The sequence below is a fragment of the Pseudomonas sp. 3A(2025) genome (assembly GCF_054589175.1).
This window is the reverse complement of the sequence record NZ_BAAILM010000101.1, coordinates 64,871-86,461: the sequence shown is the minus strand read 5'-3', so window position 1 is coordinate 86,461 and position 21,591 is coordinate 64,871. Positions and strand designations below refer to the sequence as shown.

Sequence of the window (21,591 nt, the reverse complement as noted above, 5' to 3'; positions counted from 1 at the left end):
GGTTTTTTACAGATGCCGGGCTCACGCCGCGACAAACTGCTCCGCGTAATGACACGCCACTTGCCGCCGGTCCACTTCGCGCAACGCCGGAATTTCACTGGCGCATCGGGCGGTCGCGTACGGGCAGCGTTTGTGAAACGCGCAGCCGCTTGGCGGGTCGAGCGGGTTGGGCAGTTCGCCGACGATCTTGATCTTCGGTTTCAGCGGGTCAGGATGAATAGTGGGGGTGGCCGACAGCAGCGCCTGGGTATACGGGTGCAGCGGCCGTTCGTAGATGGCGTCCTTGGGGCCCATTTCTGCCGGTCGGCCGAGGTACATCACCAGCACCGTGTCGGCGACATGACGCACCACCGACAGGTTGTGCGAGATGAACACATAGGCGGTGTTGAACTGCTGTTGCAGGTCCATGAACAGATTCAGCACCTGTGCCTGAATCGACACGTCCAGCGCCGAGGTCGGTTCATCGGCCACCAGCACCTTGGGTTGCAGCATCATGGCCCGGGCCAGGGCGATTCGCTGGCGCTGGCCACCGGAGAACATGTGCGGGTAGCGCTGGTAATGCTCGGGGCGCAGGCCGACCTGGCTCATCATCGCCTGAACCTTTTCACGGCGTTCGGCGCGGCTCAGGTCGGTGTTGATCAGCAGCGGCTCGCCGAGTTGGTCACCGATCTTCTGCCGGGGGTTGAGCGAGGCGTACGGGCTCTGGAACACCATCTGCACATCCTTGCGCAGTTGCTTGCGCTCGGCCTTGCTGGCGCCTTTGACTTCTTGTCCGGCAATCTGCAACGAGCCCGACGACGGTTCTTCGATGAGGGTCAGCGCCCGCGCCAGGGTGGATTTGCCGCAGCCGGATTCACCGACCACGGCCAGGGTCTTGCCGGCTTCCAGCTCGAACGACACGCCATTCAGAGCGCGCACGATGGCGTGGCCCTTGAACAGGCCACGGGAGACTTCATAGTGACGGGTCAGGTCGCGGGCAGTCAGTACGACGCTCATTACGCCACCTCCTGATTCAAGGGATAGAAACAGCGCGCCAGGCTATGCGCCTTGGGGTCCAGCCCCGGTCGCTGGGTGTGGCAGTTGTCGCGTACATACGGGCAGCGCGGCGACAGCAGGCAGCCTGCCGGGCGGTCGTAACGGCCCGGCACCATGCCGGGCAAGGTCGCCAGCCGTTCGGCGCCCATGCTGTGCTCCGGAATCGCCGCCAGCAGCGCTTCGCTGTACGGGTGCGCGGGCACTTCAAACAGCCCCGGTACTTGGCCGATTTCCACGGCCTGGCCTGCGTACATCACACACACCCGCTGCGCGGTCTCGGCGACCACGGCCAGGTCGTGGGTGATCAGCACCAGCGCCATGTCCTGCTCTTTTTGCAGGCTCAGCAGCAGCTCCATGATCTGCGCCTGAATGGTCACGTCCAGCGCAGTGGTCGGTTCATCGGCGATCAGCAGCTTGGGTTCGCCGGCAATCGCCATGGCAATCGCCACCCGCTGGCTCATGCCGCCCGACAATTGATGCGGGTAAGCGTCCAGGCGCTGCGCAGCACCGGGGATCTCGACTTTTTCCAGCAGCTCCAGCGCACGCTGCCGTGCGGCCTTGCCCGACAGGCCAAGGTGCTGGCGCAGCACCTCGATGATCTGAAAGCCCACGGTGTAGCTGGGGTTCAGTGCAGTCATCGGGTCCTGAAAGACCATCGCCAGGTCCTTGCCGATGATCCTGCGCCGCTGCCGGGCGTTGAGTTTGAGCAGTTCGCTGCCATCGAAAGTCAGCGCATCGGCCTTGATGATACCGGGGTGATCGATCAGGCCCATCAGCGCCATCATGGTCACCGATTTGCCGGAACCAGATTCGCCGACAATTGCCAGCACTTCGCCCTTGTCGACACTCAGCGACAGGCCATCGACCACCGGCACTGCCTTTTCGTCGCCAAAACGCACCGAGAGATTACGGATTTCAAGCAATGACATAGGAATCTCCTCAGGCGGCGTTCTTGAGTTTCGGGTCCAGCGCATCGCGCAGGCCGTCGCCCATCAGGTTGATTGCCAGCACGCTGAGCAAAATGGTCAGACCGGGCAGGCTTACTACCCACCAGGCGCGTTCGATGTAGTCGCGCGCCGAGGCGAGCATGGTGCCCCACTCCGGCGTCGGCGGTTGCACGCCAAGACCCAGAAAGCCCAATGCCGCAGCATCGAGAATCGCCGAGGAAAAGCTCAAGGTTGCCTGCACGATCAACGGCGCCATGCAGTTGGGCAGCACGGTGATGAACATCAAGCGCGGCAAGGTGGCGCCGCCCAGCCGGGCCGCCGTCACGTAGTCGCGGTTCAGCTCGCCCATCACTGCGGCACGGGTCAGGCGTACATAGGAGGGCAACGACACGATGGCGATGGCAATCACCGTGTTGATCAGGCCAGGGCCGAGGATCGCGACGATGGCCACGGCCAGCAGCAGCGAGGGCAGGGCCAGCATGATGTCCATCAGGCGCATCACCGAGGGGCCGAGAAAGCGCGGGAAGAAGCCGGCCAGAAGGCCCAGCAGGATGCCCGGAATCAACGACATGACCACTGACGACAGGCCGATCAGCAACGACAGCCGTGAGCCGTGAATCAGGCGCGACAGCAGGTCGCGGCCGAGTTCATCGGTGCCGAGGATGAACTGCCACTGGCCGCCTTCGAGCCAGGCCGGCGGGGTCAGCAGAAAGTCGCGGTACTGCTCGCTGGGGTCATGCGGCGCGACCCAGGGCGCGAACAGCGCGCAAAAGACGATGACGATCATGAACAGCAGGCCGGCGACCGCACCTTTGTTTTTCGCAAAGGCTTGCCAGAATTCTTTGAGGGGCGACGGATAAAGCAGGCTTTGATCGACTGCTACCGCAGGAGTGTTATCGCTCATGGGAATGATCTCAGCGCTGATGACGGATGCGTGGGTTGGCAAGGCCGTAGAGGATGTCCACCACGAAATTGACCAGGATCACCAGGCAGGCGATCAGCAGAATGCCGTTTTGCACCACTGGATAATCCCGGGCGCCAATGGCTTCGATCAGCCATTTGCCGATGCCCGGCCACGAAAATATCGTCTCGGTCAGCACCGCACCGGCCAGCAGCGCGCCGACCTGCAGGCCGAACACGGTCAGCACCGGAATCAGCGCATTGCGCAGGCCGTGCACGAACACCACTCGCGCCGGCGACAGGCCCTTGGCCCTGGCCGTGCGCACGTAATCCTCGCGCAGCACTTCAAGCATCGACGAACGGGTCATGCGCGCAATCACCGCCAGCGGAATGGTGCCCAGCACGATGGCCGGCAAAATCAGGTGATGCAGGGCATCGAGAAACGCGCCTTGCTCGTCGCTGAGCAAGGTGTCGATCAGCATGAAGCCGGTGACCGGCGGAATGTCGTACAGCAGGTCGATACGCCCCGACACCGGCGTCCAGCCCAGGGTCACCGAGAAAAACATGATCAGGATCAGGCCCCACCAGAAGATCGGCATCGAATAACCGGCCAGCGAAATGCCCATCACCCCGTGATCGAACAATGACCCGCGCTTGAGCGCCGCCGTGACCCCGGCCAGCAACCCCAGTACCCCGGCAAACACCAGTGCCGCCAGCGACAGCTCGACGGTGGCCGGAAACAGCGACAGGAACTCGTGCCAGACGCTTTCGCGGGTGCGCAGCGATTCACCGAGATCGCCCTGGGCAAGCTTGCCGATGTAATCCAGGTACTGCTCGTACAAGGGCTTGTTCAGACCCAGGCGCTCCATGGCCTGGGCGTGCATTTCGGGGTCGACCCGGCGCTCGCCCATCATCACCTCGACCGGGTCGCCGGGAATCAGGCGAATCAGGGCGAAGGTCAACAGGGTAATGCCGAAGAAGGTGGGGATCAGTAACCCCACCCGGCGGGCAATAAAACTCAACATTGTGTGGTGGTCCTCAATCGGCCGGTCAGGCAAACCGCGCTGATCCCTCGTGGGGTCTGGCGGTGTTTTTGTCTACTTCACGCTCGTGGTCGAGAAGTTGTTATTGATCAATGGGCTGACATGAAAGCCCTCGACGTTGTGGCGCCGTGCAATGAACAATTTGGGGTAAGCCAGGCTGATCCAGGGGCGTTCCTGAATGAACACCTGCTGGGCCTGCTTATAGAGGGCCGCCCGAGTCGCAGGTTCGGTGGTGCCTCGTGCCTGGGTGATCGCCGCCTCGAAGGCGGTGTTGCACCAGCGCGCATAGTTTTCGCCGTTGCGTGCCGCCTCGCAACCCAGGTTGGGGGTCAGGAAATTGTCCGGGTCGCCGTTGTCGCCGGCCCAACCGGCAAACACCATATCGTGTTCGCCGCGTTTGGCGCGCCGCAGCATCTCGGCCCATTCCATGACGCGAATATCCACCTTCAGGCCGATTCTGGCCAGATCTGCCTGCAACATCTGCGCCCCGAGCAGCGGATTGGGGTTGGTCACGCCACCGCCATTTCGGATAAACAGGGTCAACACCTGGCCTGCAGGTACACCGGCCTGCTTGATCAAGGTACGTGCCTGTTCAAGGTCACGGGCCGGGTTTTGCAGGCTTTGGTCGTAGCCGATCAGGGTCGGCGGGTAAGGCCCGACGCCCTCGGTGGCTTTGCCATCGCCAAACAGCGCCTTGAGATACGCCGGCTTGTCGAATGCCAGATTGATCGCCTGGCGCACCCGCACATCGTTCAGGTACGGCTTGCGCGTATTAAGTGCCACATAGCTGGTCATCAAGCCTTCGAGTTCATCAATGGCCAGTTGCGCATCGGCCTGGACCATCTCGATGTCGTCGGGCTTGGGGTACAACGCCACCTGGCATTCGTTGGCCTTGAGCTTTTGCAGGCGGGTATTGCTGTCCACGGTGATGGCAAAGATCAGCGTTTCGCTGGGCGGCGGGCCTTTCCAGTAATCCGGGTTGGCCTTGAAGCGCACCTGCGCGTCCTTGGTGTAACGGCTGAGGATGAACGGCCCGGTGCCGACCGGTTTACTGTTGAGCCATTCGGTCTTGCCGGTTTTTATCAACTGATCGGCGTATTCGGCCGAGTAGATCGAGGTGAAGGGCATGGCCAGGTCGCGCAGAAAAGGCGCCTCGGCCCGCGCCAGGTTGAAGCGCACGGTGTAGTCATCGACCTTCTCGACGCTTTTGAGCAGATCACGAAAGCCCATGCTTTCAAAGTACGGGAAGCCGACCGCTGACAGCCTGTACCAGGGATGAGCAGGATCGAGCTGACGCTGAAAGCTCCACAGCACGTCATCGGCGTTCATCGCCCGGCTGGGGGTGAAGTCCGCTGTGGTCTGGAACTTGACCCCGCGACGCAAATGAAAGGTGTAGTGCAGGCCGTCGTCGCTGATTTCCCAACGCTCGGCCAGGCCCGGCACCGGGTCGGTGGTACCTGGCGTGAAGGCCACCAGCCGCTCCAGCAAGGTTTCGGCCGAGGCATCGGCGCTGACCGCCGTGGTGTATTGCACGATATCGAAGCCTTCGGGGCTGGCTTCGGTGCACACCACCAAGGGCTTGGCCGTGGCGGCGGTGCTGATGAGCAACAGTGCCAGCGGCCAGTGCAGATACGTCGGTTTCAAGGCAATGCTCCTGTCAGGCTCTTAGTCGGCAACGCTGACGCCGGAAAAGTTATTGCGCCCAAACGGGCTGACCTTGAAGCCTTCGACCGTGGCCCGCAAAGGCTGGCTGACCGTCGAATGGGCTATCGGGGTGATGGGCACCTGCTGTTTGAGATAACGCTGCGCCTGCTGATACAAGTCGGTGCGCTGGCCTCGGTCGGTGGTGGCAATCGCCGCCTTTATCAGCCTGTCGTACTGTTCATCGCACCACATCGAATAATTGTTACCGCCAATCGCCGCGCAACTGTAGAGCGTGCCCAGCCAGTTGTCCGGGTCACCGTTATCGCCGGTCCAGCCGATCAGCGAGATATCGTGTTCGCCGTTCTTGCTGCGTTTCAGGTACTCACCCCATTCATAGCTGACAATGTTGACCTTCAAGCCGACTTTGGCCCAGTCGGCCTGGAGCATTTCGGCCATCAGCCGGGCATTGGGGTTGTACGGGCGCTGCACCGGCATGGCCCACAGATTCAGTGTGGTTCCTTCCTTGACCCCGGCGGCGCGCAGCAGTTCGCGCGCCTTGTCGGGGTCGAAGGGCGCGTCCTTGATACTGGTGTCATAAGACCACTGGCTGGGCGGCATGGCGTTGACGGCCAGTTGGCCGGCGCCCTGATACACCGCATCGATGATCGCCTGCTTGTTGACCGCCATGTCCAGCGCCTGACGTACTTGCAGGTTATCCAGCGGCGCATGGCGCACGTTGTAGCTGATATAGCCCAGGTTGTAGCCGGGGATTTCGATCACTTTCAGTTGCGGGTCGGCTTTCAGGCCCGGAACTTCGGCAGGGCGCGGGTGCAGGGTCACCTGGCACTCGTTCTTGCGCAGCTTTTGCAGGCGCACCGAGGCGTCGGTGTTGATCGAAAAGATCAACTGATCGAGTTTGACCTGATCCGGCGCCCAGTAATCGGGGTTGGCCTTGTAACGGATCTGCGCATCTTTCTGGTAACGCTGGAACACGAACGGCCCGGTGCCGATCGGCTGCTGGTTGATGTCGCGGGGCTTGCCGCTTGCCATCAGTTGCTCGGCGTATTCGGCCGAGATGATCGAGGCGAAGCTCATTGCCAGGTTCTGGATAAACGCGGCGTCGACGGTATTGAGGGTGAAGACCACGGTCAGTGGTCCGGTCTTCTCTACCGAGCGGATTTTCTTGTCCATGCCCATGCCGGTGAAGTACGGAAATTCGGCGGGGTAGGCGACCCGGAACGGATGGTCGGGCTTGAGCATGCGGTTGAAGGTGAACAGCACGTCGTCGGCATTGAAGGTGCGGCTGGGGGTAAATGCCTTGTTGCTGTGAAACTTCACCCCTTCGCGCAAATGAAAGGTGTAGACCAGACCGTCTGCCGACACATCCCACGAGGTCGCCAGCGCCGGAACGGCCACGGTACCGCCCGGTTCGAACTCGGTCAGGCGGTTATAGATCGGTTGTGCGGCATCGTTGTCGGTGGCCGAGGTGTATTGCGCGGTATCGAAGCCCGAGGGGCTGGCTTCGGAGCAGAACACCAGGCTGTTGGCGGCGTGGGCGTGAGAAAGTCCGACCCACAAGGCCAGGCTCAATACTGAGGTCGTTGCGAGGGATGGGCGCATGGTCTTCCTTGTTATTCGGGGCTGGTAACGAACGGGACGTTGGTCGGGCCCACAGGCTTTGCAACCCTGGCTTGCCACCAGGGTTGCGACAGCCGACAACAATAGGTCGGACGAAGCCTGTGGTATGTCGGGCCGACGTCTTCAATTGTTGTAGGAAACGTCCTGAGACCGGGTTACTTCACCCCGACGCCATAGAACGAATTCAAGCCCAGCGGGCTGATCTTGAAGTCCTGAACCGTGTTGCGCATCGGCTGATAAACCGTCGAGTGCGCGATGGGGGTCAGCGGCAGGGCGTCCTTGAGCAAGTGCTGCGCCTGTTTATACAGCTCGGTACGCTTTGCCTGGTCGGGGTTGGATTTGGCTTGCTTGATCAACGTGTCGAAGGCCGGGTCGCACCATTTCGAATAGTTGTTGCCGTTGACGGCGTCGCAGCCAAACAGGGTGCCCAGCCAGTTGTCCGGGTCACCGTTGTCGCCGCTCCAGCCGATCAGCATGGCGCCGTTCTCGCCGGCCTTGGCGCGCTTGAGGTATTCGCCCCACTCATAGCTGACGATCTTGGCGTTGATGCCGATCTTCTTCCAGTCAGCCTGGATCAACTCGGCCATCAGCCGCGCATTGGGGTTGTAGGGGCGCTGCACGGGCATCGCCCACAGGGTGATCTCGGTGCCTTCCTTGATGCCGGCTTCCTTGAGCAGGGCGCGGGCCTTGTCGAGGTCGAAAGGTGCGTCCTTGACCGTGTCGTCATAAGACCACTGGGTCGGCGGCATGGCGTTGACCGCCAGTTGGCCTGCGCCCTGATACACCGCGTTGATGATCGCCGGCTTGTTGACCGCCATGTCCAGCGCCTGGCGTACTTTCAGCTGTGCGAGCGGGTTGGGCGTGTCGCTGCCCTTGATCTTGTCCATGACGTTGTAGGCGATATAACCGAGGTTGAAACCCGCCTGCTCGGGCATTTTCAGGTTCTTGTCGGCCTTGAGCGATTCAAGGTCGGCCGGGCGCGGGTAGGCGGTGATCTGGCACTCGTCGCGCTTGAGTTTTTGCATGCGCACCGACGGGTCGGTGGTGATGGCGAAGATCAGGTTGTCGACCCGCACGTTTTCAGGCGCCCAGTACTCCTTGTTACCGGTGTAACGGATGTTGGAGTCTTTCTGGTAGCTCTTGAACACGAACGGCCCGGTGCCGACCGGCTTCTGGTTGATGTCGGCAGGCTTGCCCTGCTTGAGCAACTGGTCGGCGTACTCGGCTGACAGGATCGAGGCAAAGCTCATGGCGATGTTCTGGATGAAGGCGGCATCGACCGTGGCCAGGGTGAATTTCACCGTGTAGTCATCAAGCTTCTCGACCTGCTTGATGTTGGTGTCCATGCCCATGTCGGTGAAGTACGGAAACTCTGTGGGGTAGGCTTTGCGAAATGGCTGGTCCTTGTCGATCATGCGATTGAAGGTGAACAGCACGTCGTCGGCATTGAAGTTGCGGCTGGGCTTGAACCACGGCGTGGTATGAAACTTCACGCCCTCGCGCAGGTGAAAGGTGTAGGTCAGCAAGTCCGGGGCAATGTCCCAGCGCGTTGCCAGGCCCGGCACCACAGCGGTGCTGCCACGCTCAAATTCGGCCAGCCGGTTGTAGATGGCCTCGGCTCCGGCATCGAAGTCGGTACCGGCCACATATTGGGCGGAATCAAAACCTGCAGGGCTCGCTTCGGAACAGAACACGAGGTTGGCGGCCTGGGCGAACGGTGCGCCGGCCAGCAGGCTGGCGCCGATAAAAAACGGAATGACCGCTTGTTTGAGCATGGTGGCCTCAATTTTTGTCATTTTAAGTAATGATCGGCCTTGTGAGCCGATCTAGAGGGGCATCATGCAGGGTATATACCCAAAGTGGCCAACCGGCCTTATAGAGGTGTCAGTTTGTGGGGCGGTCGTACAAGAATGTCGCAAAGTTGTACGAAATCGAAGAAGTTGAACGTTTGCGCGGGCATTTTGCTATCAAGGTTCGGCCCGTTGTCGGGCAATCGGGTGGGTGCCATGCACCCGATTGGGGCCGGAGGTGTTACTTGTTCAGGCTCACCCCATAAAACGGCGTCAAACCGAACGGGCTGATCTTGAAGTCCTGCACTTCTTTGCGCATCGGCTGGAACACCCTGGAGTTGGCAATCGGGGTGATCGGCACCTGGGTCTTGAGGATCTGCTGGGCCTGTTTGTACAGCTTGATACGCTCATCCTGCGACGACGCCACTTTTGCCTGTTGCACCAGCGTGTCGTAGGCCGGGTCGCACCATTTGGCGTAGTTGCTGCCCTTGACCGCCGCGCAGCTGTACAGCACGCCGAGCCAGTTGTCCGGGTCACCGTTGTCGCCGGTCCAGCCGTAGATCATGACGTCGTGTTCGCCGGCCTTGGCGCGCTTGATGTACTCGCCCCATTCATAGCTGACGATATTGGCCTTGATGCCGATCTTGTCCCAGTCGGCCTGGATCATCTGCGCCGACAGTCGGGCGTTGGGGTTGGAGGCGCGTTGTACGGTCATGGCCCACAGGTTGATCACCGTGCCCGGCGCAATACCGGCTTCCTTGAGTAGCTGGCGGGCCTTTTCCGGGTTGTGCGGGGCGTCCTTGATCGTCGGGTCGAAACCCCACTGGCCCGGCGGCAGGGCGTTTTCGGCCAGTTGGCCGGCGCCGCGGTACACCGCCTTGATGATCGCCGGCTTGTCGATGGCCATGTCCAGCGCCTGACGCACTTTAAGCTGGTCCAGTGGCGCATGGGTCACGTTATAGGCCAGAAAGCCCAGGTTGAAACCGGGCTGGCTGAGCACCTTGAGGTTCGGGTCCTTGCCAATGTCTTCGATGTCTTGCGGGCGCGGGTAGCCGCTGACATGGCACTCGCCGGCCTTGAGCTTTTGCAGGCGCACGGCCGCATCGGTGTTGATGGCAAAAATCAGGTTGTCGATCTTCACATCTTCCGGCTTCCAGTACGCCGTGTTGGCGGTGTAGCGGATCTGCGAGTCCTTCTGGTAGCGCTTGAACACGAACGGACCGGTGCCGATCGGCTTCTGGTTGAGGTCGGCGGCCTTGCCCTGCTTGAGCAACTGGTCGGCGTATTCGGCGGACTGGATCGAAGCAAAGCTCATGGCCAGGTTTTGCACAAAGGCGGCATCGACATTATTGAGGTTGAAGCGCACGGTGTTGTCGTCGAGCTTTTCGACGCTCTTGATCGTGGTGTTCAGGCCCATGTCGGTGAAGTAGGGCGATTCGGACGGGTAGGCCTTGCGAAATGGCTGGTCCTTGTCGAGCAGCCGGTTGAAGGTGAACAGCACGTCATCGGCATTGAAGTCGCGGCTCGGGGCGAAATAGTCGGTGGTGTGAAACTTCACCCCCTGGCGCAGTTTGAAGGTGTAGCTCAGGCCATCGCCGGCCACCTCCCAACTGCTGGCCAGGCCGGGTTCTACCTCGGTGCCGCCACGCTTGAACTGGGTCAGGCGGTTGAACACGGTCTCGGCCGAGGCATCGAAATCGGTGCCGCTGGTGTACTGGCTGGGGTCAAAGCCTGCGGGGCTGGCTTCGGAGCAATACACCAGAGTGCTGGCGGCCTGCGCTACGGGTGCGCAGCCCAGCAGGGCGGCAGCCAATAACAGCGGGTGGAAGACAGTCTTGTCCATGAAGTCCTCAAAGGCGGCAGAAAGTATTGGCGGAGCATGCCGCACTGTCTGCTTTTTCTACAAGAACTGCACGGCATCATTGCTGTGTGACGTCGGTGTCGGGCTCCGGGACCTTGTCGAGCCATTGTGTGAGAAAGCTGCTGATGTAGTCCCAGGTCGACTGACTTTCCTGCTTCAGGTTTTCCAGACTGACCACCGCCAGCGTGTGTATTTCTTCGCGCAGCGTGTGCATTTCAGTGCTGGAGTTGGCGCGTTCGATCCGGGCGGCGTTTTGCTCTGCCCATTCAGCCAGGGGTTTGTCTTGCCAGTCACTGTCGTTGGGGTGCTTGAAGTAGCGGCTGGCGACCGCCAGCGGGTCTTCGCCAGGCACACCTTGCCAATGGTCGAGTACCGCTTGCGCGACGTGAGTGATCGCGATGCCGGCAAGCATCGCCGCAGGCTCATGCAACGGATGTTGTGCATGATCCTTGGCCAGTTGCGAGTGCGACGGGTCGCTCGAACCGTTGCTGTGGGGGTCGCCGCCAAGCAGTGTCTGGGCATCGTCGATGCTGTTGCCCAGCAAGGTCAGCAGGCCTTGCAACACTGTTTTATAGGCATTGCCAAGCAGTCTGGCCGGTGCGGTTTTGGTCCAGGTCCAGAGGCGTACGGCATTGAAAAGCCGGTTAGCGCTCAAGGCATCGCGCAGTTCGAGCATTTGCTCATAGGCGTTCAGCCAGGCTTCGTTGGGGTGTTCGCTGAACAGCACCAGCAGCATCTTGTCGGTGTCGGAACGGTCGCCGGGATTTGCGGGGACGAACGCCCAGTTCTCGGTCGGCGCAATCAACCGGGCGATGGGTTGCGCCAGGCTGGCGATGATATCGGCGCCGCCAAAACGCCCGGTGACCAGTGGCAGTTTCCATTTACAGTCTGCCGGCGACGTCCAGGGCAGCACCGGATAACCCAGTTTGATCAGCCCCAGTTCGACAAGGTTGGCATGGGCGAACAGGTCTTCCAGTACATGCAACGCTGCGCCCAGGCTTTGTAAGCCTTGCGCCGTGCGGCCCGCTTGCAGGGCAAGGTGCAGGTGGTCCTGGATGAATGCCACCGAGTGTTGCAGATAACGCTTCATCGAGGTCTCGGGGTCTACCTGCAGCCAATCATCGCCAGCCATGACCCACGGCTCGAAATCGGCATCGCGCTCGGCCAGGTCGAACGGTGCAGGCGGCTCGGTACGCGGGTTGTCGATATGTTCGCTGGGGCGATAAACCCCCAGCCGCTCACGAGTGACGGTAAAGCTGGCGCTGTCGTGCAGGCGCAGTTCGGCGAATTTGCGTGCCGCCAGAATATCCACAATCTCGGTCAGGCCATCGCGGGACATTAACCGCGGAAAGTTTTTCGGCATGTGCGCACCACGTACCAGCTTGGGGTCCAGCAATTGCGAGTAATCGCGTAGCCAGTTGCCGAAATACAGGGTCAGGCGCTCCTCTTCGGTAAAACCCAGGGCCGTGAGGCTTTGCTCGATACGCTCATGGCTGAACGTGTTGTGCGCCTCGCCACTGGCCTCGAAATGCTCACGGCCATTATGGGGCGAACCGTGCGCATGTGCGCCGCCAACGGTTTGTCGCGCACGGATTTTCAGCAAAGCCTGGCGAGGCTCCACATGAATGACCATGGTGTGGCCTGCGCCACTCTGATAGCTGGCAATCGGCAACAATGCTTGCACCGGCCAGCCTGCGTCGGCCATGCGTTGCACGTAACGGCGGCCTTCCTCTTTGGGGGCATCGCTACGCACGGCATGACCTGCGGCGAAGTCCTCGCGCAACAGGGTGTCGAGGTGATGGCCGAACTCGTGCAGCAGTATTTCCAGCAATTCCCAGGCGGCATGCGGGTTGTCCTGCACGTAGTCCAGGGCGGCACTGTGAATACGCAGCACGCGCTCGCGGCTGTCGTATTCGGCGGGGTAGAAACCGTCGGTCACGACGCGGCATTCGGGGTTGGCGATTTTTCCCTGTTGCAGCGCGGCTTGCAGCTTCAGGTAAATGCGCGGTTCAAGGTCCAGGCCGAACACCGGCGCCATCAGCAGGACGAACTCGGGCGCCATGCAGCGTTGTGCCAGCCCGGTCAATTGGTTCAGGGCGAAGCGGCTGTGCAACTGGCTGGCAGCCACCCGGTTTTGGTGACGATGATACTCAGGGCTGCCGCTGGACAGGAGCGTGAGCAGACGATGCCGTGCGCGATGCGCCGGCGAAATGACAGGATTCATCCGTGATTCCTTATAACTTAAGAAATGTTTGTGTAAGGGGATATTTGAAGGGGGCGAGTCTACGGATTGAGGCGCGGATTAAAATCAGACGGGGTCGATAGCGGTTGTAGGATTTGTAGATGCGTCCGGGCGGATACCGCCCGGACGAGGGGGCCATGGGTTTATGGCACTTGCACTTCGATGACGCCATCGGCCGTGACGCTGACCTTGCTGGTCCCGGCTTCGACATCCGGCGTCACCGCTTCAGCACGGCTGGCCTTCATCATCATCGGTGCGGCGTCACGCAGGTAAGGTTGTGGATAACCCGAGGTATTGAGGTTCAGGTTGACCACTTTGTAGCCCTGACCGCCCATGGCGTCGGTCACCAGTTGCGCGCGGGCCTTGAAGGCCGTAACAGCTTCCTTGAGCAGATCGTCTTCGCTGGTCTTGCGGGTGGCCGACGAAATGGCAAAGTTCATGCTGTCCATTTTCAGGGTGGTCAGCAGCTCGCCGGTCAGTTGCGACAGGGCGGCAAAGTCGGCGCTTTCAAGGCGCACTTCGGCGCGCTCGCGCCAGGCAGTGATCTTCTGGCCTTTATCGTCGTAGATCGGCGAGCTGTTACGGCTGCCCTGGCGAATCTCGACGCCTTTGACCTGGCGTGCCTGACCGACGGCCTTGTTCAGGCTTTCGGTGATCTGCGCCGCCAGCTTGCCCGGATCGCGGTCCTGGGCTTCGGTATAAAGGGTGACTTGCATCAGGTCGCGGGCGACTTCCTTGTTGACTTCAGCGCGCAGCGATACCTGATTGAAGCGCGGCTCATCGGCGGCGAAAGACGCACTCGCCAGGACGGTAGCGCTCAGGGCCAGGAATGCGGCAGCAGGACGAAGCTTGAACATGGGAACTCCTTGTTGACGGACGGCCTCCAACGGCTGTTGGACGGCACCTGCAATCAGACTTCGCACCTGGGGTGCGGTTCCGGGCGAGGCGGTCAGGATTTTAGCGCAAGCGTGCTGTGGCGCATTGCCGCAGGATTCCCGGTGATGCCCCGTGGCTGGTTATACTCAGCCCGATCCACCCGCGTCAGCAGGAGCGCTCATGCTCGTCCCCGTCCAAATGCTTTCGGCCACACGGCAAAACCTGTGGCGCCTGACTTTTATCCGCGTCATGGTGCTGGCCGCGCAAGCCGGTTCTGTGGGCATCGCCTGGCTGTTCGATGTCCTGCCACTGCCGTGGCTGCAATTGTCGATCACCCTGGGCTGTTCGGTGATTCTTTGCGCCCTGACCGCCATTCGCCTGCGTACACCGTGGATGGTCACCGAGCAGGAATATGCCCTGCAACTGGCCCTGGACCTGATTATCCACAGCGCGCTGTTGTATTTCTCCGGTGGCTCGACCAACCCGTTCGTCTCTTATTACCTGGTGCCGCTGACCATCGCGGCGGTGACCTTGCCGTGGCGCTATTCGCTGGTGCTTTCCGGTATTGCACTGGCGCTCTACACCTGGCTGCTGTCGCAGGCCTATCCTTTGGAAAACTACCCGATCTCGCGGGAGAACATGCAGGTCTACGGCATGTGGCTGAGCTTTGTGCTGGCCGCCGGCGTCATTACCTTTTTTGCCGCACGCATGGCCGAAGAGCTGCGCCGCCAGGAACACCTGCGTGCCGAGCGCCGCGAAGAAGGCCTGCGCGACGAGCAATTGCTGGCCGTCGCCACCCAGGCCGCCGGTGCCGCGCATGAACTGGGCACGCCGCTGGCGACCATGAGCGTGTTGCTCAACGAAATGCGTCAGGATCACCATGATCCAGGCTTGCAGGAGGATCTTGCGGTGCTTCAGGAGCAGGTCGGGCAGTGCAAGCACACCTTGCAGCATCTGGTACGGGCCGCCGAGGCCAACCGGCGCATGGCCGTGGAGTTCCAGACCGTGTCGCGCTGGCTCGACGAAGCGCTGAACCGCTGGCACCTGATGCGCCCGGAAGTCAGTTATCGTTTCCAGCAACTGGGCCAGGGCAGCGTGCCGATGCTGGCGCCACCGCCGGACCTGACCCAGGCGCTGCTTAACCTGCTCAATAATGCCGCCGATGCCAGCCCGGACAACTTGCAGGTGTCGCTGGACTGGGACAGCGACGAGATTTGCCTGAGCATCCGCGACCATGGTCCGGGTGTGCCGCCGGCGATTGCCGAACAGATCGGCAAACCGTTTTTCACCACCAAGGGCAAAGGTTTCGGCCTGGGTCTGTTTCTGAGCAAGGCCAGTGTCACCCGTGCGGGTGGTTCGGTCAGGCTCTATCGTCACGAAGAAGGCGGCACGCTCACTGAATTGCGTCTGCCGCGTGACAAGCGAGGAGAACAAGCATGAGTGATGAGATTGAAGTCGAACAGGTCGATGGCGAAGAGCTGCCGCACCTGCTGCTGGTCGATGACGACGCCACCTTTACCCGGGTCATGGCCCGGGCGATGACCCGTCGCGGCTTTCGCGTCAGTACCGCAGGTTCAGCCGAGGAAGGGCTGGTACTGGCCCAGCAGGACATCCCTGAGTACGCAGCCCTGGACCTGAAGATGGACGGCGACTCGGGGCTGGTGCTGTTGCCCAAGCTGCTGGAACTTGACCCGGACATGCGCGTGGTGATCCTCACCGGCTATTCGAGCATCGCCACGGCGGTCGAGGCCATCAAGCGTGGCGCCTGCAATTACCTGTGCAAGCCGGCCGATGCCGACGATGTGCTGGCGGCATTGCTGTCCGAACACGCCAACCTCGACAACCTGGTGCCGGAAAACCCGATGTCGGTCGACCGCTTGCAGTGGGAGCACATCCAGCGCGTATTGACCGAGCATGAAGGCAATATTTCAGCAACCGCACGTGCCTTGGGCATGCACCGGCGTACCTTGCAGCGCAAATTGCAGAAGCGTCCGGTGCGGCGCTGAAAATCCGCGCTGCCACCGGTAAAGCCGCAGGCTTGAGCGCTGGCGGCACGAGGGCCGGGCATCGGCCCGCCAATGTCAGCCGGCCAATCCACGACCGGCCGGCTTACCTGCGTTTTCATGGCGTGTGATCGTATAACCGCTGCGCTATGATTGCCCGTCATAACCATTGAGAAGACCGTTGCAGGATATGGAAAATCAAAGCGCTCCACCCCGCGCACGTCGTAAACATCGCAGTCTTGCGCAGGAACTGGTGACCGAGCTGTCCGAGCGCATTCGCTCAGGCCAACTGGCGCGTGGCGACAAACTGCCTACCGAATCGGCCATCATGGAAGAGCAGGGCGTCAGCCGCACCGTGGTGCGCGAGGCCATTTCCCGCCTGCAAGCGTCGGGGCTGGTCGAAACCCGCCACGGCATCGGCACGTTCGTGATCGACATGCCCAGCCCCAGCGGCTTTCGTATCGATCCGGCGACCATCGTCACCCTGCGTGATGTGCTGGCCATTCTCGAATTGCGCATCAGTCTTGAGGTCGAGACCGCAGGTCTGGCTGCGCAACGCCGTACCGATGAGCAACTGGCCGGCATGCGCGCCGCCCTCGATGCCCTGAACGAAAGCGCCGCCCACGCCAGCGATGCGGTGGCCATGGACTTCCAGTTCCACCTGCAGATTGCCCTGTCGACCGGCAACCGCTATTTCACCGACATCATGACCCACTTGGGCGCCAGCATCATTCCGCGTACCCGCCTTAACTCGGCACGCCTGGCCCACGACGACCAGCAGCACTACATGGTGCGCCTGAGCCGTGAGCATGAAGAGATCTACGAAGCCATCGCCCGCCAGGACGCCGACGCCGCCCGCGCCGCGATGCGCCTGCACCTGACCAACAGCCGCGAACGCCTGCGCCACGCCCACGAAGAAGCCGCTGCGCAAAACGCCTGATCGCCACACCCTTCGCAGCTAAAGCAGCTCCTACGGGGTTTGTGCCTGACGCCAAAAATGGCCCACACACAAACTCCGCAGACTCCTCTGTCTCTATTGAGGCTTCGGGCAACTGATCCGTGACTCACGCAATGCGCTTTCATGTGTCATGTGAGTGGCCGGGTCGTAAGGCTTGGCGGTAATCGAATATTCGTTATCTCTGTTCAAATCATGTGGCTGGCCTACCGAGATCGTCCATAAGGAGCCTTCGTAATCAGTCGTAAATTGAAAGTAGTGGTCTGACAGGCTGCTTGTTTCATCAATGCCGGTCTTCACATATTCAAGTTTTGCATGCCAGTCCTTATCGGCGATGACAGCGCTGATGAATGCTTTTGCTATGAGCTCTTTGTGTGGATAAAGAAGAATCGGCCCAATTGATATTTCTCCTTCACTCTTGAAGTGCTCCGAGGGAAATACCTTCGCTACCCTGCTGACCAGGAATGAGCGCTTGCAGTTATATACCCACTCTCCCGTGTTCACATACCGGTCTGCATAAACCGTCACGCCGTTGCCATAGTCAGTGGTGTAGTCATTTTTCTGGAATATCACAATCAGAGACCCAATCGCCAAGCTGGGCAGAATTATTCGCCACTTATTCATTGGGCTTGAATTCAATAATGCCCATGGACGGGCCGTGGGGTGTCGTACCCGACGTCACAGGGTTAATTGCACCGCCTGATTGGTAGAGTACATCGACCTGATTTTCGGCCCGTTTCCTATCCTTCATCAACGCCCCCCACTCATCGCACCACTCGTCATCGGGTAATACTGTGTTCGTAACAGGGCACACTTGGGCACGTCGCCTGTCCACAAACGACCCCCACGTTTCCTTGTAATCCGACCGTGTAATAAACGCCCCCACCGGAATCTTCAAATGATCGGCCAGCTTCTGCGCCAGGCTGAGTTTCGGTTGCGGGTTAAGCTGTACCGCGTTTTCAATGTCCATATCCTGCGGATTGCCCATCCCCGTTCGGCAGGCGTAGGACGTGATTCGAGCTTCTGGAGAAAAAGCGTTGACGGCGAGAAGCTGAAAGTTATCCACATCCAACGCCATGTCGGCTTCATTTTCCAGGTGATGACCAAAGGCAATGCTCAGCGGTACACCATGGCTGAACAGGTCTAGCTGCGCGACCGGGTGTTTGCTGCGATCACGCCCCGTATTGATGTAGTCGATCAGTGCCTGCGCGGTGTCGAGGGTCTTGAAGTCGGCGGTGTATAACCCGGCCGATTTCCTGGCTGCGTCGAGCATGGCCTCGCTGTAATGCGGCGTAAAAACCACCAGCGTTCGCGGTCGGGCAGGGTATTGCTCCTTGAACACCCTCAACTGGCGCACGGCCTGGCCAATGAACATCATCTTGTTGCCGGCGCCGTTGTCATGCTGGCTACCGGCGACGGCGATCATTTCCGGCAAATCAGTAGCCGGCGCTTTCGGGAAGGGCGCGTCATTGGGCTGCACCAATGCCCCTGCTGCTTGGGCGCGTTGTTCAAGCTGCGGGTCGGCCAGCAAGGCTTGCAGCGTTTGCTCATCGACATTGCCCTGCGCATCGATGGCGCCCAGCAGAGCGAAATCGACCGCGAGGTTTTGCGTATCGAAGCGGACCTGCCCGCCGGCGGTGTCGTGGCTGCCCGTGACGATGCCGCCGCCGTGGCTGGTCAGGCTGCCCATGTGCGCCATGGGCCGGCCATCGACGAGGATGTGCACAAAGCCGCTGACGATCACCGCGCCGCAGCCGGCGCGGTCGCCGATCCGGGCTACGGGCAGGCCGTTGACGTAAACAGTGGGTGAGCCGGATACCAGCGGGGTCAGGCCATGGAGAGGGATCGGGCAGGCGTGCTGGTCGGTCAATCGGGAAACAGGAATCATGGTCAGGCTCAAGAATGCGTGGGGTATGCATCCTTGCGCGTCTGGTGGTGCGCTTTATGTAGGCCGTTTCAGCAGGCGTTGCAGGATCTGGCTACGCGTGGCCGTCCTGCGGTGATCGTACGACTTTCGTCGTCTTCTCCTCGCTAAAATCCCCAGTAATCAAGGCTTTAACTCCAGTCAAGCGCCCCTTGCGGAAAAATTCTGCAAATCCCTGTTGAGACATTTTATTTTCAGTTGTACGATGACTTACGACATCGGCACTCAGGCTGATGAGTTACCTACTACAACAATGTCCCCCAGGGTGTTTGAACAATGAATCCACAAGAACTCAAGTCCATCCTTTCCCACGGTTTGCTGTCTTTTCCTGTCACTGACTTCAATGCCCAAGGCGATTTCAACCGCGAAGGCTACATCAAGCGTCTGGAGTGGCTGGCCCCTTACGGCGCAAGCGCCCTGTTCGCCGCTGGCGGTACCGGTGAGTTCTTCTCCCTGACCTCCGGCGAGTACTCGCAGATCATCAAGACTGCCGTCGATACCTGCGAAAAGACTGTGCCAATCCTGGCCGGTGTCGGTGGTCCGACCCGTCAAGCCATCGAAATGGCCCAGGAAGCCGAGCGTCTGGGTGCCAAAGGCCTGCTGCTGCTGCCTCACTACCTGACCGAAGCGAGCCAGGACGGTGTTGCCGCCCACGTTGAAGCGGTGTGCAAGTCGGTCAAGATCGGCGTCGTGGTCTACAACCGCAACGTTTGCCGCCTGACCGCGCCACTGCTGGAAAAACTGGCCGAGCGCAACGAAAACCTGATCGGCTACAAAGATGGCCTGGGCGATATCGAGCTGATGGTTTCGATCCGCCGTCGTCTGGGTGACCGCTTCTCGTACCTGGGTGGTCTGCCGACCGCTGAAGTCTACGCCGCGGCCTACAAGGCCCTGGGCGTACCGGTCTACTCGTCGGCCGTGTTCAACTTCGTGCCGAAGCTGGCGATGAACTTCTACCACGCCATCGCTCGTGACGACCACGAGACCGTTGGCAAGTACATCGACGATTTCTTCCTGCCTTACCTGGACCTGCGTAACCGCAAATCCGGCTATGCCGTCAGCATCGTCAAGGCCGGCGCCAAGATCGCAGGCTACGACGCAGGCCCGGTTCGTGCGCCACTGACCGACCTGACGCCTGAAGAAGTCGACCTGCTCGCCGCGTTGATGGACAAGCAAGGCCCGCAGTAACTCCCCCGACAGGCAAAGGCCGCTGAGTACGCTCCGCGGTCTTTGTCGTTGGACCCTCTGCAGGTGGAATCCGTTGTCGCCACCAACGCTTCCAAGGGGCCTGTAGACGCTACACCCAAAAACAGCATCACCCGCGTAAAAAAAATAATGAGTGGGAGTTCTACCTAATGCAAAAGTCCAAGCCGACGCACGTCCGCTATTTGATCCTGTTGATGCTGTTTCTGGTCACCACGATCAACTACGCCGACCGTGCCACCATCGCAATCGCAGGCTCCAGCCTGCAAAAAGACCTCGGCATCACTGCCGTAACCCTGGGTTATATCTTCTCCGCATTTGGCTGGGCCTACGTGGCCGGTCAGATTCCTGGCGGCTGGCTGCTCGACCGTTTCGGCTCGAAGAAAGTCTATGCCATCAGCATTTTCACCTGGTCGCTGTTCACCCTGCTGCAAGGCTATGTCGGTGAATTCGGCATCTCCACCGCCATTGTCGCGCTGTTCATGCTGCGCTTCCTGGTCGGTCTGGCCGAAGCGCCATCGTTCCCGGGCAACGCCCGCATCGTCGCCGCCTGGTTCCCGACCGCCGAACGCGGCACTGCGTCTGCGATCTTCAACTCGGCGCAATACTTTGCCACCGTGTTGTTCGCACCGCTGATGGGCTGGATCGTCTTCACCTACGGCTGGCAGCACGTGTTCATCGTCATGGGCGCGGCCGGTATCGTGTTCTCGGGCATCTGGATGAAAGTCATCTACAGCCCGCGCCAGCACCCGATGATCAACGAAGCCGAACTCGATCACATCGCCAGCAACGGCGGCATGGTCGACATGGATCAGGACAAGGGCAAAGGCAGCAAGAGCGCCAACAGCGGTCCGAAGTGGGATTACATCCGCCAGTTGCTGACCAACCGCATGATGCTGGGTATCTACCTGAGCCAGTACTGCATCAACGGTATCACCTACTTCTTCCTGACCTGGTTCCCGGTGTACCTGGTTCAGGAGCGCGGCATGACCATCCTCAAGGCCGGTATCATCGCCTCGTTGCCGGCCATCTGCGGCTTTATCGGCGGCGTACTGGGCGGGGTCATTTCTGACTACCTGCTGCGCAAAGGCCACTCGCTGACCTTCGCCCGCAAGGCACCGATCATCTTCGGTCTGCTGCTGTCGACCTCCATCGTCACCTGCAACTACGTCGACGTAGAGTGGGTCGTGGTCGGCTTCATGGCCCTGGCATTCTTCGGCAAGGGCGTGGGCGCACTGGGCTGGGCGGTCATGTCCGATGTGTCGCCAAAACAGATCGCCGGTCTCAGTGGTGGCCTGTTCAACACCTTCGGCAACATTGCATCGATCACCACCCCGATCGTGATCGGCTACATCATCAGCAGCACCGGCTCGTTCAAGTGGGCACTGGTGTTCGTCGGTGCCAACGCACTGCTGGCCGTCATCAGCTACATCTTTATCGTAGGAGACATCAAGCGTGTGGAATTGAAAGAGCCGCCTGCACAGGGGCCAGCGCTGAACAGCGACCTTTCCCAAGCCAAATCCTGAGGAA

General features: G+C 60.5%; 17 protein-coding genes. 5 read left to right on the top strand and 12 right to left on the bottom strand.

The window, feature by feature from the left end:
• Positions 1-21: 21 nt before the first annotated feature.
• The 10 genes from ACYP2A_RS26285 to ACYP2A_RS26240 form a co-directional block, all read right to left on the bottom strand.
• A complete protein-coding gene (locus ACYP2A_RS26285; protein WP_459748858.1) occupies positions 22-996 on the bottom strand; it encodes a peptide ABC transporter ATP-binding protein in 975 nt (324 codons plus the stop codon).
• A complete protein-coding gene (locus ACYP2A_RS26280) occupies positions 996-1,964 on the bottom strand; it encodes an ABC transporter ATP-binding protein (RefSeq protein ID WP_459748857.1) in 969 nt (322 codons plus the stop codon). The genes ACYP2A_RS26285 and ACYP2A_RS26280 overlap by 1 nt, the downstream gene beginning before the upstream one ends.
• A 10-nt stretch (positions 1,965-1,974) precedes the next feature.
• The gene (locus ACYP2A_RS26275; protein ID WP_459748856.1) at positions 1,975-2,886 is read right to left on the bottom strand and encodes an ABC transporter permease subunit; all 912 of its coding nucleotides are present in this window, start codon (positions 2,884-2,886) and stop codon (positions 1,975-1,977) included.
• 10 nt (positions 2,887-2,896) lie between these two features.
• The gene (locus tag ACYP2A_RS26270) at positions 2,897-3,907 is read right to left on the bottom strand and encodes an ABC transporter permease subunit (RefSeq protein ID WP_459748855.1); all 1,011 of its coding nucleotides are present in this window, start codon (positions 3,905-3,907) and stop codon (positions 2,897-2,899) included.
• A 72-nt stretch (positions 3,908-3,979) separates the two neighbouring features.
• A complete protein-coding gene (locus ACYP2A_RS26265; protein ID WP_459748854.1) occupies positions 3,980-5,569 on the bottom strand; it encodes an ABC transporter substrate-binding protein in 1,590 nt (529 codons plus the stop codon).
• 21 nt (positions 5,570-5,590) lie between these two features.
• Positions 5,591-7,189: an ABC transporter substrate-binding protein gene (locus tag ACYP2A_RS26260; protein WP_459748853.1), complete on the bottom strand. Its 1,599-nt coding sequence runs from the start codon at positions 7,187-7,189 to the stop codon at positions 5,591-5,593.
• 173 nt (positions 7,190-7,362) lie between these two features.
• On the bottom strand, positions 7,363-8,982 hold the full coding sequence (locus ACYP2A_RS26255; RefSeq protein WP_459748852.1) for an ABC transporter substrate-binding protein: 1,620 nt from the start codon (positions 8,980-8,982) through the stop codon (positions 7,363-7,365).
• A gap of 256 nt (positions 8,983-9,238) precedes the next feature.
• Positions 9,239-10,840 (bottom strand): ABC transporter substrate-binding protein, encoded by a 1,602-nt coding sequence (locus ACYP2A_RS26250; protein ID WP_459748851.1) that lies wholly within the window; start codon positions 10,838-10,840, stop codon positions 9,239-9,241.
• A 76-nt stretch (positions 10,841-10,916) separates the two neighbouring features.
• A complete protein-coding gene (locus tag ACYP2A_RS26245; RefSeq protein ID WP_459748850.1) occupies positions 10,917-13,082 on the bottom strand; it encodes an HET-C-related protein in 2,166 nt (721 codons plus the stop codon).
• 161 nt (positions 13,083-13,243) lie between these two features.
• A complete protein-coding gene (locus ACYP2A_RS26240) occupies positions 13,244-13,957 on the bottom strand; it encodes an SIMPL domain-containing protein (protein WP_459748849.1) in 714 nt (237 codons plus the stop codon).
• A 199-nt stretch (positions 13,958-14,156) separates the two neighbouring features.
• Here ACYP2A_RS26240 and ACYP2A_RS26235 point away from each other — a divergent pair, with 199 nt between their 5' ends.
• The 3 genes from ACYP2A_RS26235 to ACYP2A_RS26225 all read left to right on the top strand — a co-directional run bounded on the left by ACYP2A_RS26235 (position 14,157) and on the right by ACYP2A_RS26225 (position 16,919).
• Positions 14,157-15,416, top strand: coding sequence for an ATP-binding protein (locus tag ACYP2A_RS26235; protein WP_459748848.1), 1,260 nt, complete (start codon positions 14,157-14,159; stop codon positions 15,414-15,416).
• A complete protein-coding gene (locus ACYP2A_RS26230; protein WP_459748847.1) occupies positions 15,413-15,982 on the top strand; it encodes a response regulator transcription factor in 570 nt (189 codons plus the stop codon). Before ACYP2A_RS26235 ends, ACYP2A_RS26230 begins: the two co-directional genes overlap by 4 nt.
• A 187-nt stretch (positions 15,983-16,169) precedes the next feature.
• Positions 16,170-16,919 carry a FadR/GntR family transcriptional regulator gene (locus ACYP2A_RS26225; RefSeq protein ID WP_459748846.1) on the top strand — a complete coding sequence of 250 codons (750 nt, stop codon included), beginning with the start codon at positions 16,170-16,172 and terminating at the stop codon, positions 16,917-16,919.
• A gap of 93 nt (positions 16,920-17,012) precedes the next feature.
• On the opposite strand, the gene ACYP2A_RS26220 is transcribed toward ACYP2A_RS26225, so the two are convergent.
• Positions 17,013-17,558, bottom strand: a complete 546-nt coding sequence (locus ACYP2A_RS26220; protein ID WP_459748845.1) for a hypothetical protein — start codon at positions 17,556-17,558, stop codon at positions 17,013-17,015.
• The gene (locus ACYP2A_RS26215) at positions 17,551-18,822 is read right to left on the bottom strand and encodes a PAAR domain-containing protein (protein ID WP_459748844.1); all 1,272 of its coding nucleotides are present in this window, start codon (positions 18,820-18,822) and stop codon (positions 17,551-17,553) included. The genes ACYP2A_RS26220 and ACYP2A_RS26215 overlap by 8 nt, the downstream gene beginning before the upstream one ends.
• Before the next feature lie 312 nt (positions 18,823-19,134).
• On the opposite strand from ACYP2A_RS26215, the gene kdgD reads away from it, so the two are divergent.
• Both kdgD and ACYP2A_RS26205 read left to right on the top strand, forming a co-directional pair.
• Positions 19,135-20,046, top strand: coding sequence for a 5-dehydro-4-deoxyglucarate dehydratase (kdgD, locus tag ACYP2A_RS26210; protein ID WP_459748843.1), 912 nt, complete (start codon positions 19,135-19,137; stop codon positions 20,044-20,046).
• 68 nt (positions 20,047-20,114) lie between these two features.
• Entirely contained in the window at positions 20,115-21,587 is a 1,473-nt protein-coding gene (locus ACYP2A_RS26205; protein ID WP_459748911.1) for an MFS transporter, read from the top strand.
• Positions 21,588-21,591 lie beyond the last annotated feature (4 nt).

Excerpts from the sequence above, each read along its gene's own strand:
- ACYP2A_RS26285 (WP_459748858.1), bottom strand. The coding sequence starts at position 996 with ATGAGCGTCGTACTGACTGCCCGCGACCTGACCCGTCACTATGAAGTC.
- ACYP2A_RS26280 (WP_459748857.1), bottom strand. The coding sequence starts at position 1,964 with ATGTCATTGCTTGAAATCCGTAATCTCTCGGTGCGTTTTGGCGACGAA.
- ACYP2A_RS26275 (WP_459748856.1), bottom strand. The coding sequence starts at position 2,886 with ATGAGCGATAACACTCCTGCGGTAGCAGTCGATCAAAGCCTGCTTTAT.
- ACYP2A_RS26270 (WP_459748855.1), bottom strand. The coding sequence starts at position 3,907 with ATGTTGAGTTTTATTGCCCGCCGGGTGGGGTTACTGATCCCCACCTTC.
- ACYP2A_RS26260 (WP_459748853.1), bottom strand. The coding sequence starts at position 7,189 with ATGCGCCCATCCCTCGCAACGACCTCAGTATTGAGCCTGGCCTTGTGG.
- ACYP2A_RS26255 (WP_459748852.1), bottom strand. The coding sequence starts at position 8,982 with ATGCTCAAACAAGCGGTCATTCCGTTTTTTATCGGCGCCAGCCTGCTG.
- ACYP2A_RS26250 (WP_459748851.1), bottom strand. The coding sequence starts at position 10,840 with ATGGACAAGACTGTCTTCCACCCGCTGTTATTGGCTGCCGCCCTGCTG.
- ACYP2A_RS26245 (WP_459748850.1), bottom strand. The coding sequence starts at position 13,082 with ATGAATCCTGTCATTTCGCCGGCGCATCGCGCACGGCATCGTCTGCTC.
- ACYP2A_RS26240 (WP_459748849.1), bottom strand. The coding sequence starts at position 13,957 with ATGTTCAAGCTTCGTCCTGCTGCCGCATTCCTGGCCCTGAGCGCTACC.
- ACYP2A_RS26235 (WP_459748848.1), top strand. The coding sequence starts at position 14,157 with ATGCTCGTCCCCGTCCAAATGCTTTCGGCCACACGGCAAAACCTGTGG.
- ACYP2A_RS26230 (WP_459748847.1), top strand. The coding sequence starts at position 15,413 with ATGAGTGATGAGATTGAAGTCGAACAGGTCGATGGCGAAGAGCTGCCG.
- ACYP2A_RS26225 (WP_459748846.1), top strand. The coding sequence starts at position 16,170 with ATGGAAAATCAAAGCGCTCCACCCCGCGCACGTCGTAAACATCGCAGT.
- ACYP2A_RS26220 (WP_459748845.1), bottom strand. The coding sequence starts at position 17,558 with ATGAATAAGTGGCGAATAATTCTGCCCAGCTTGGCGATTGGGTCTCTG.
- ACYP2A_RS26215 (WP_459748844.1), bottom strand. The coding sequence starts at position 18,822 with ATGATTCCTGTTTCCCGATTGACCGACCAGCACGCCTGCCCGATCCCT.
- kdgD (WP_459748843.1), top strand. The coding sequence starts at position 19,135 with ATGAATCCACAAGAACTCAAGTCCATCCTTTCCCACGGTTTGCTGTCT.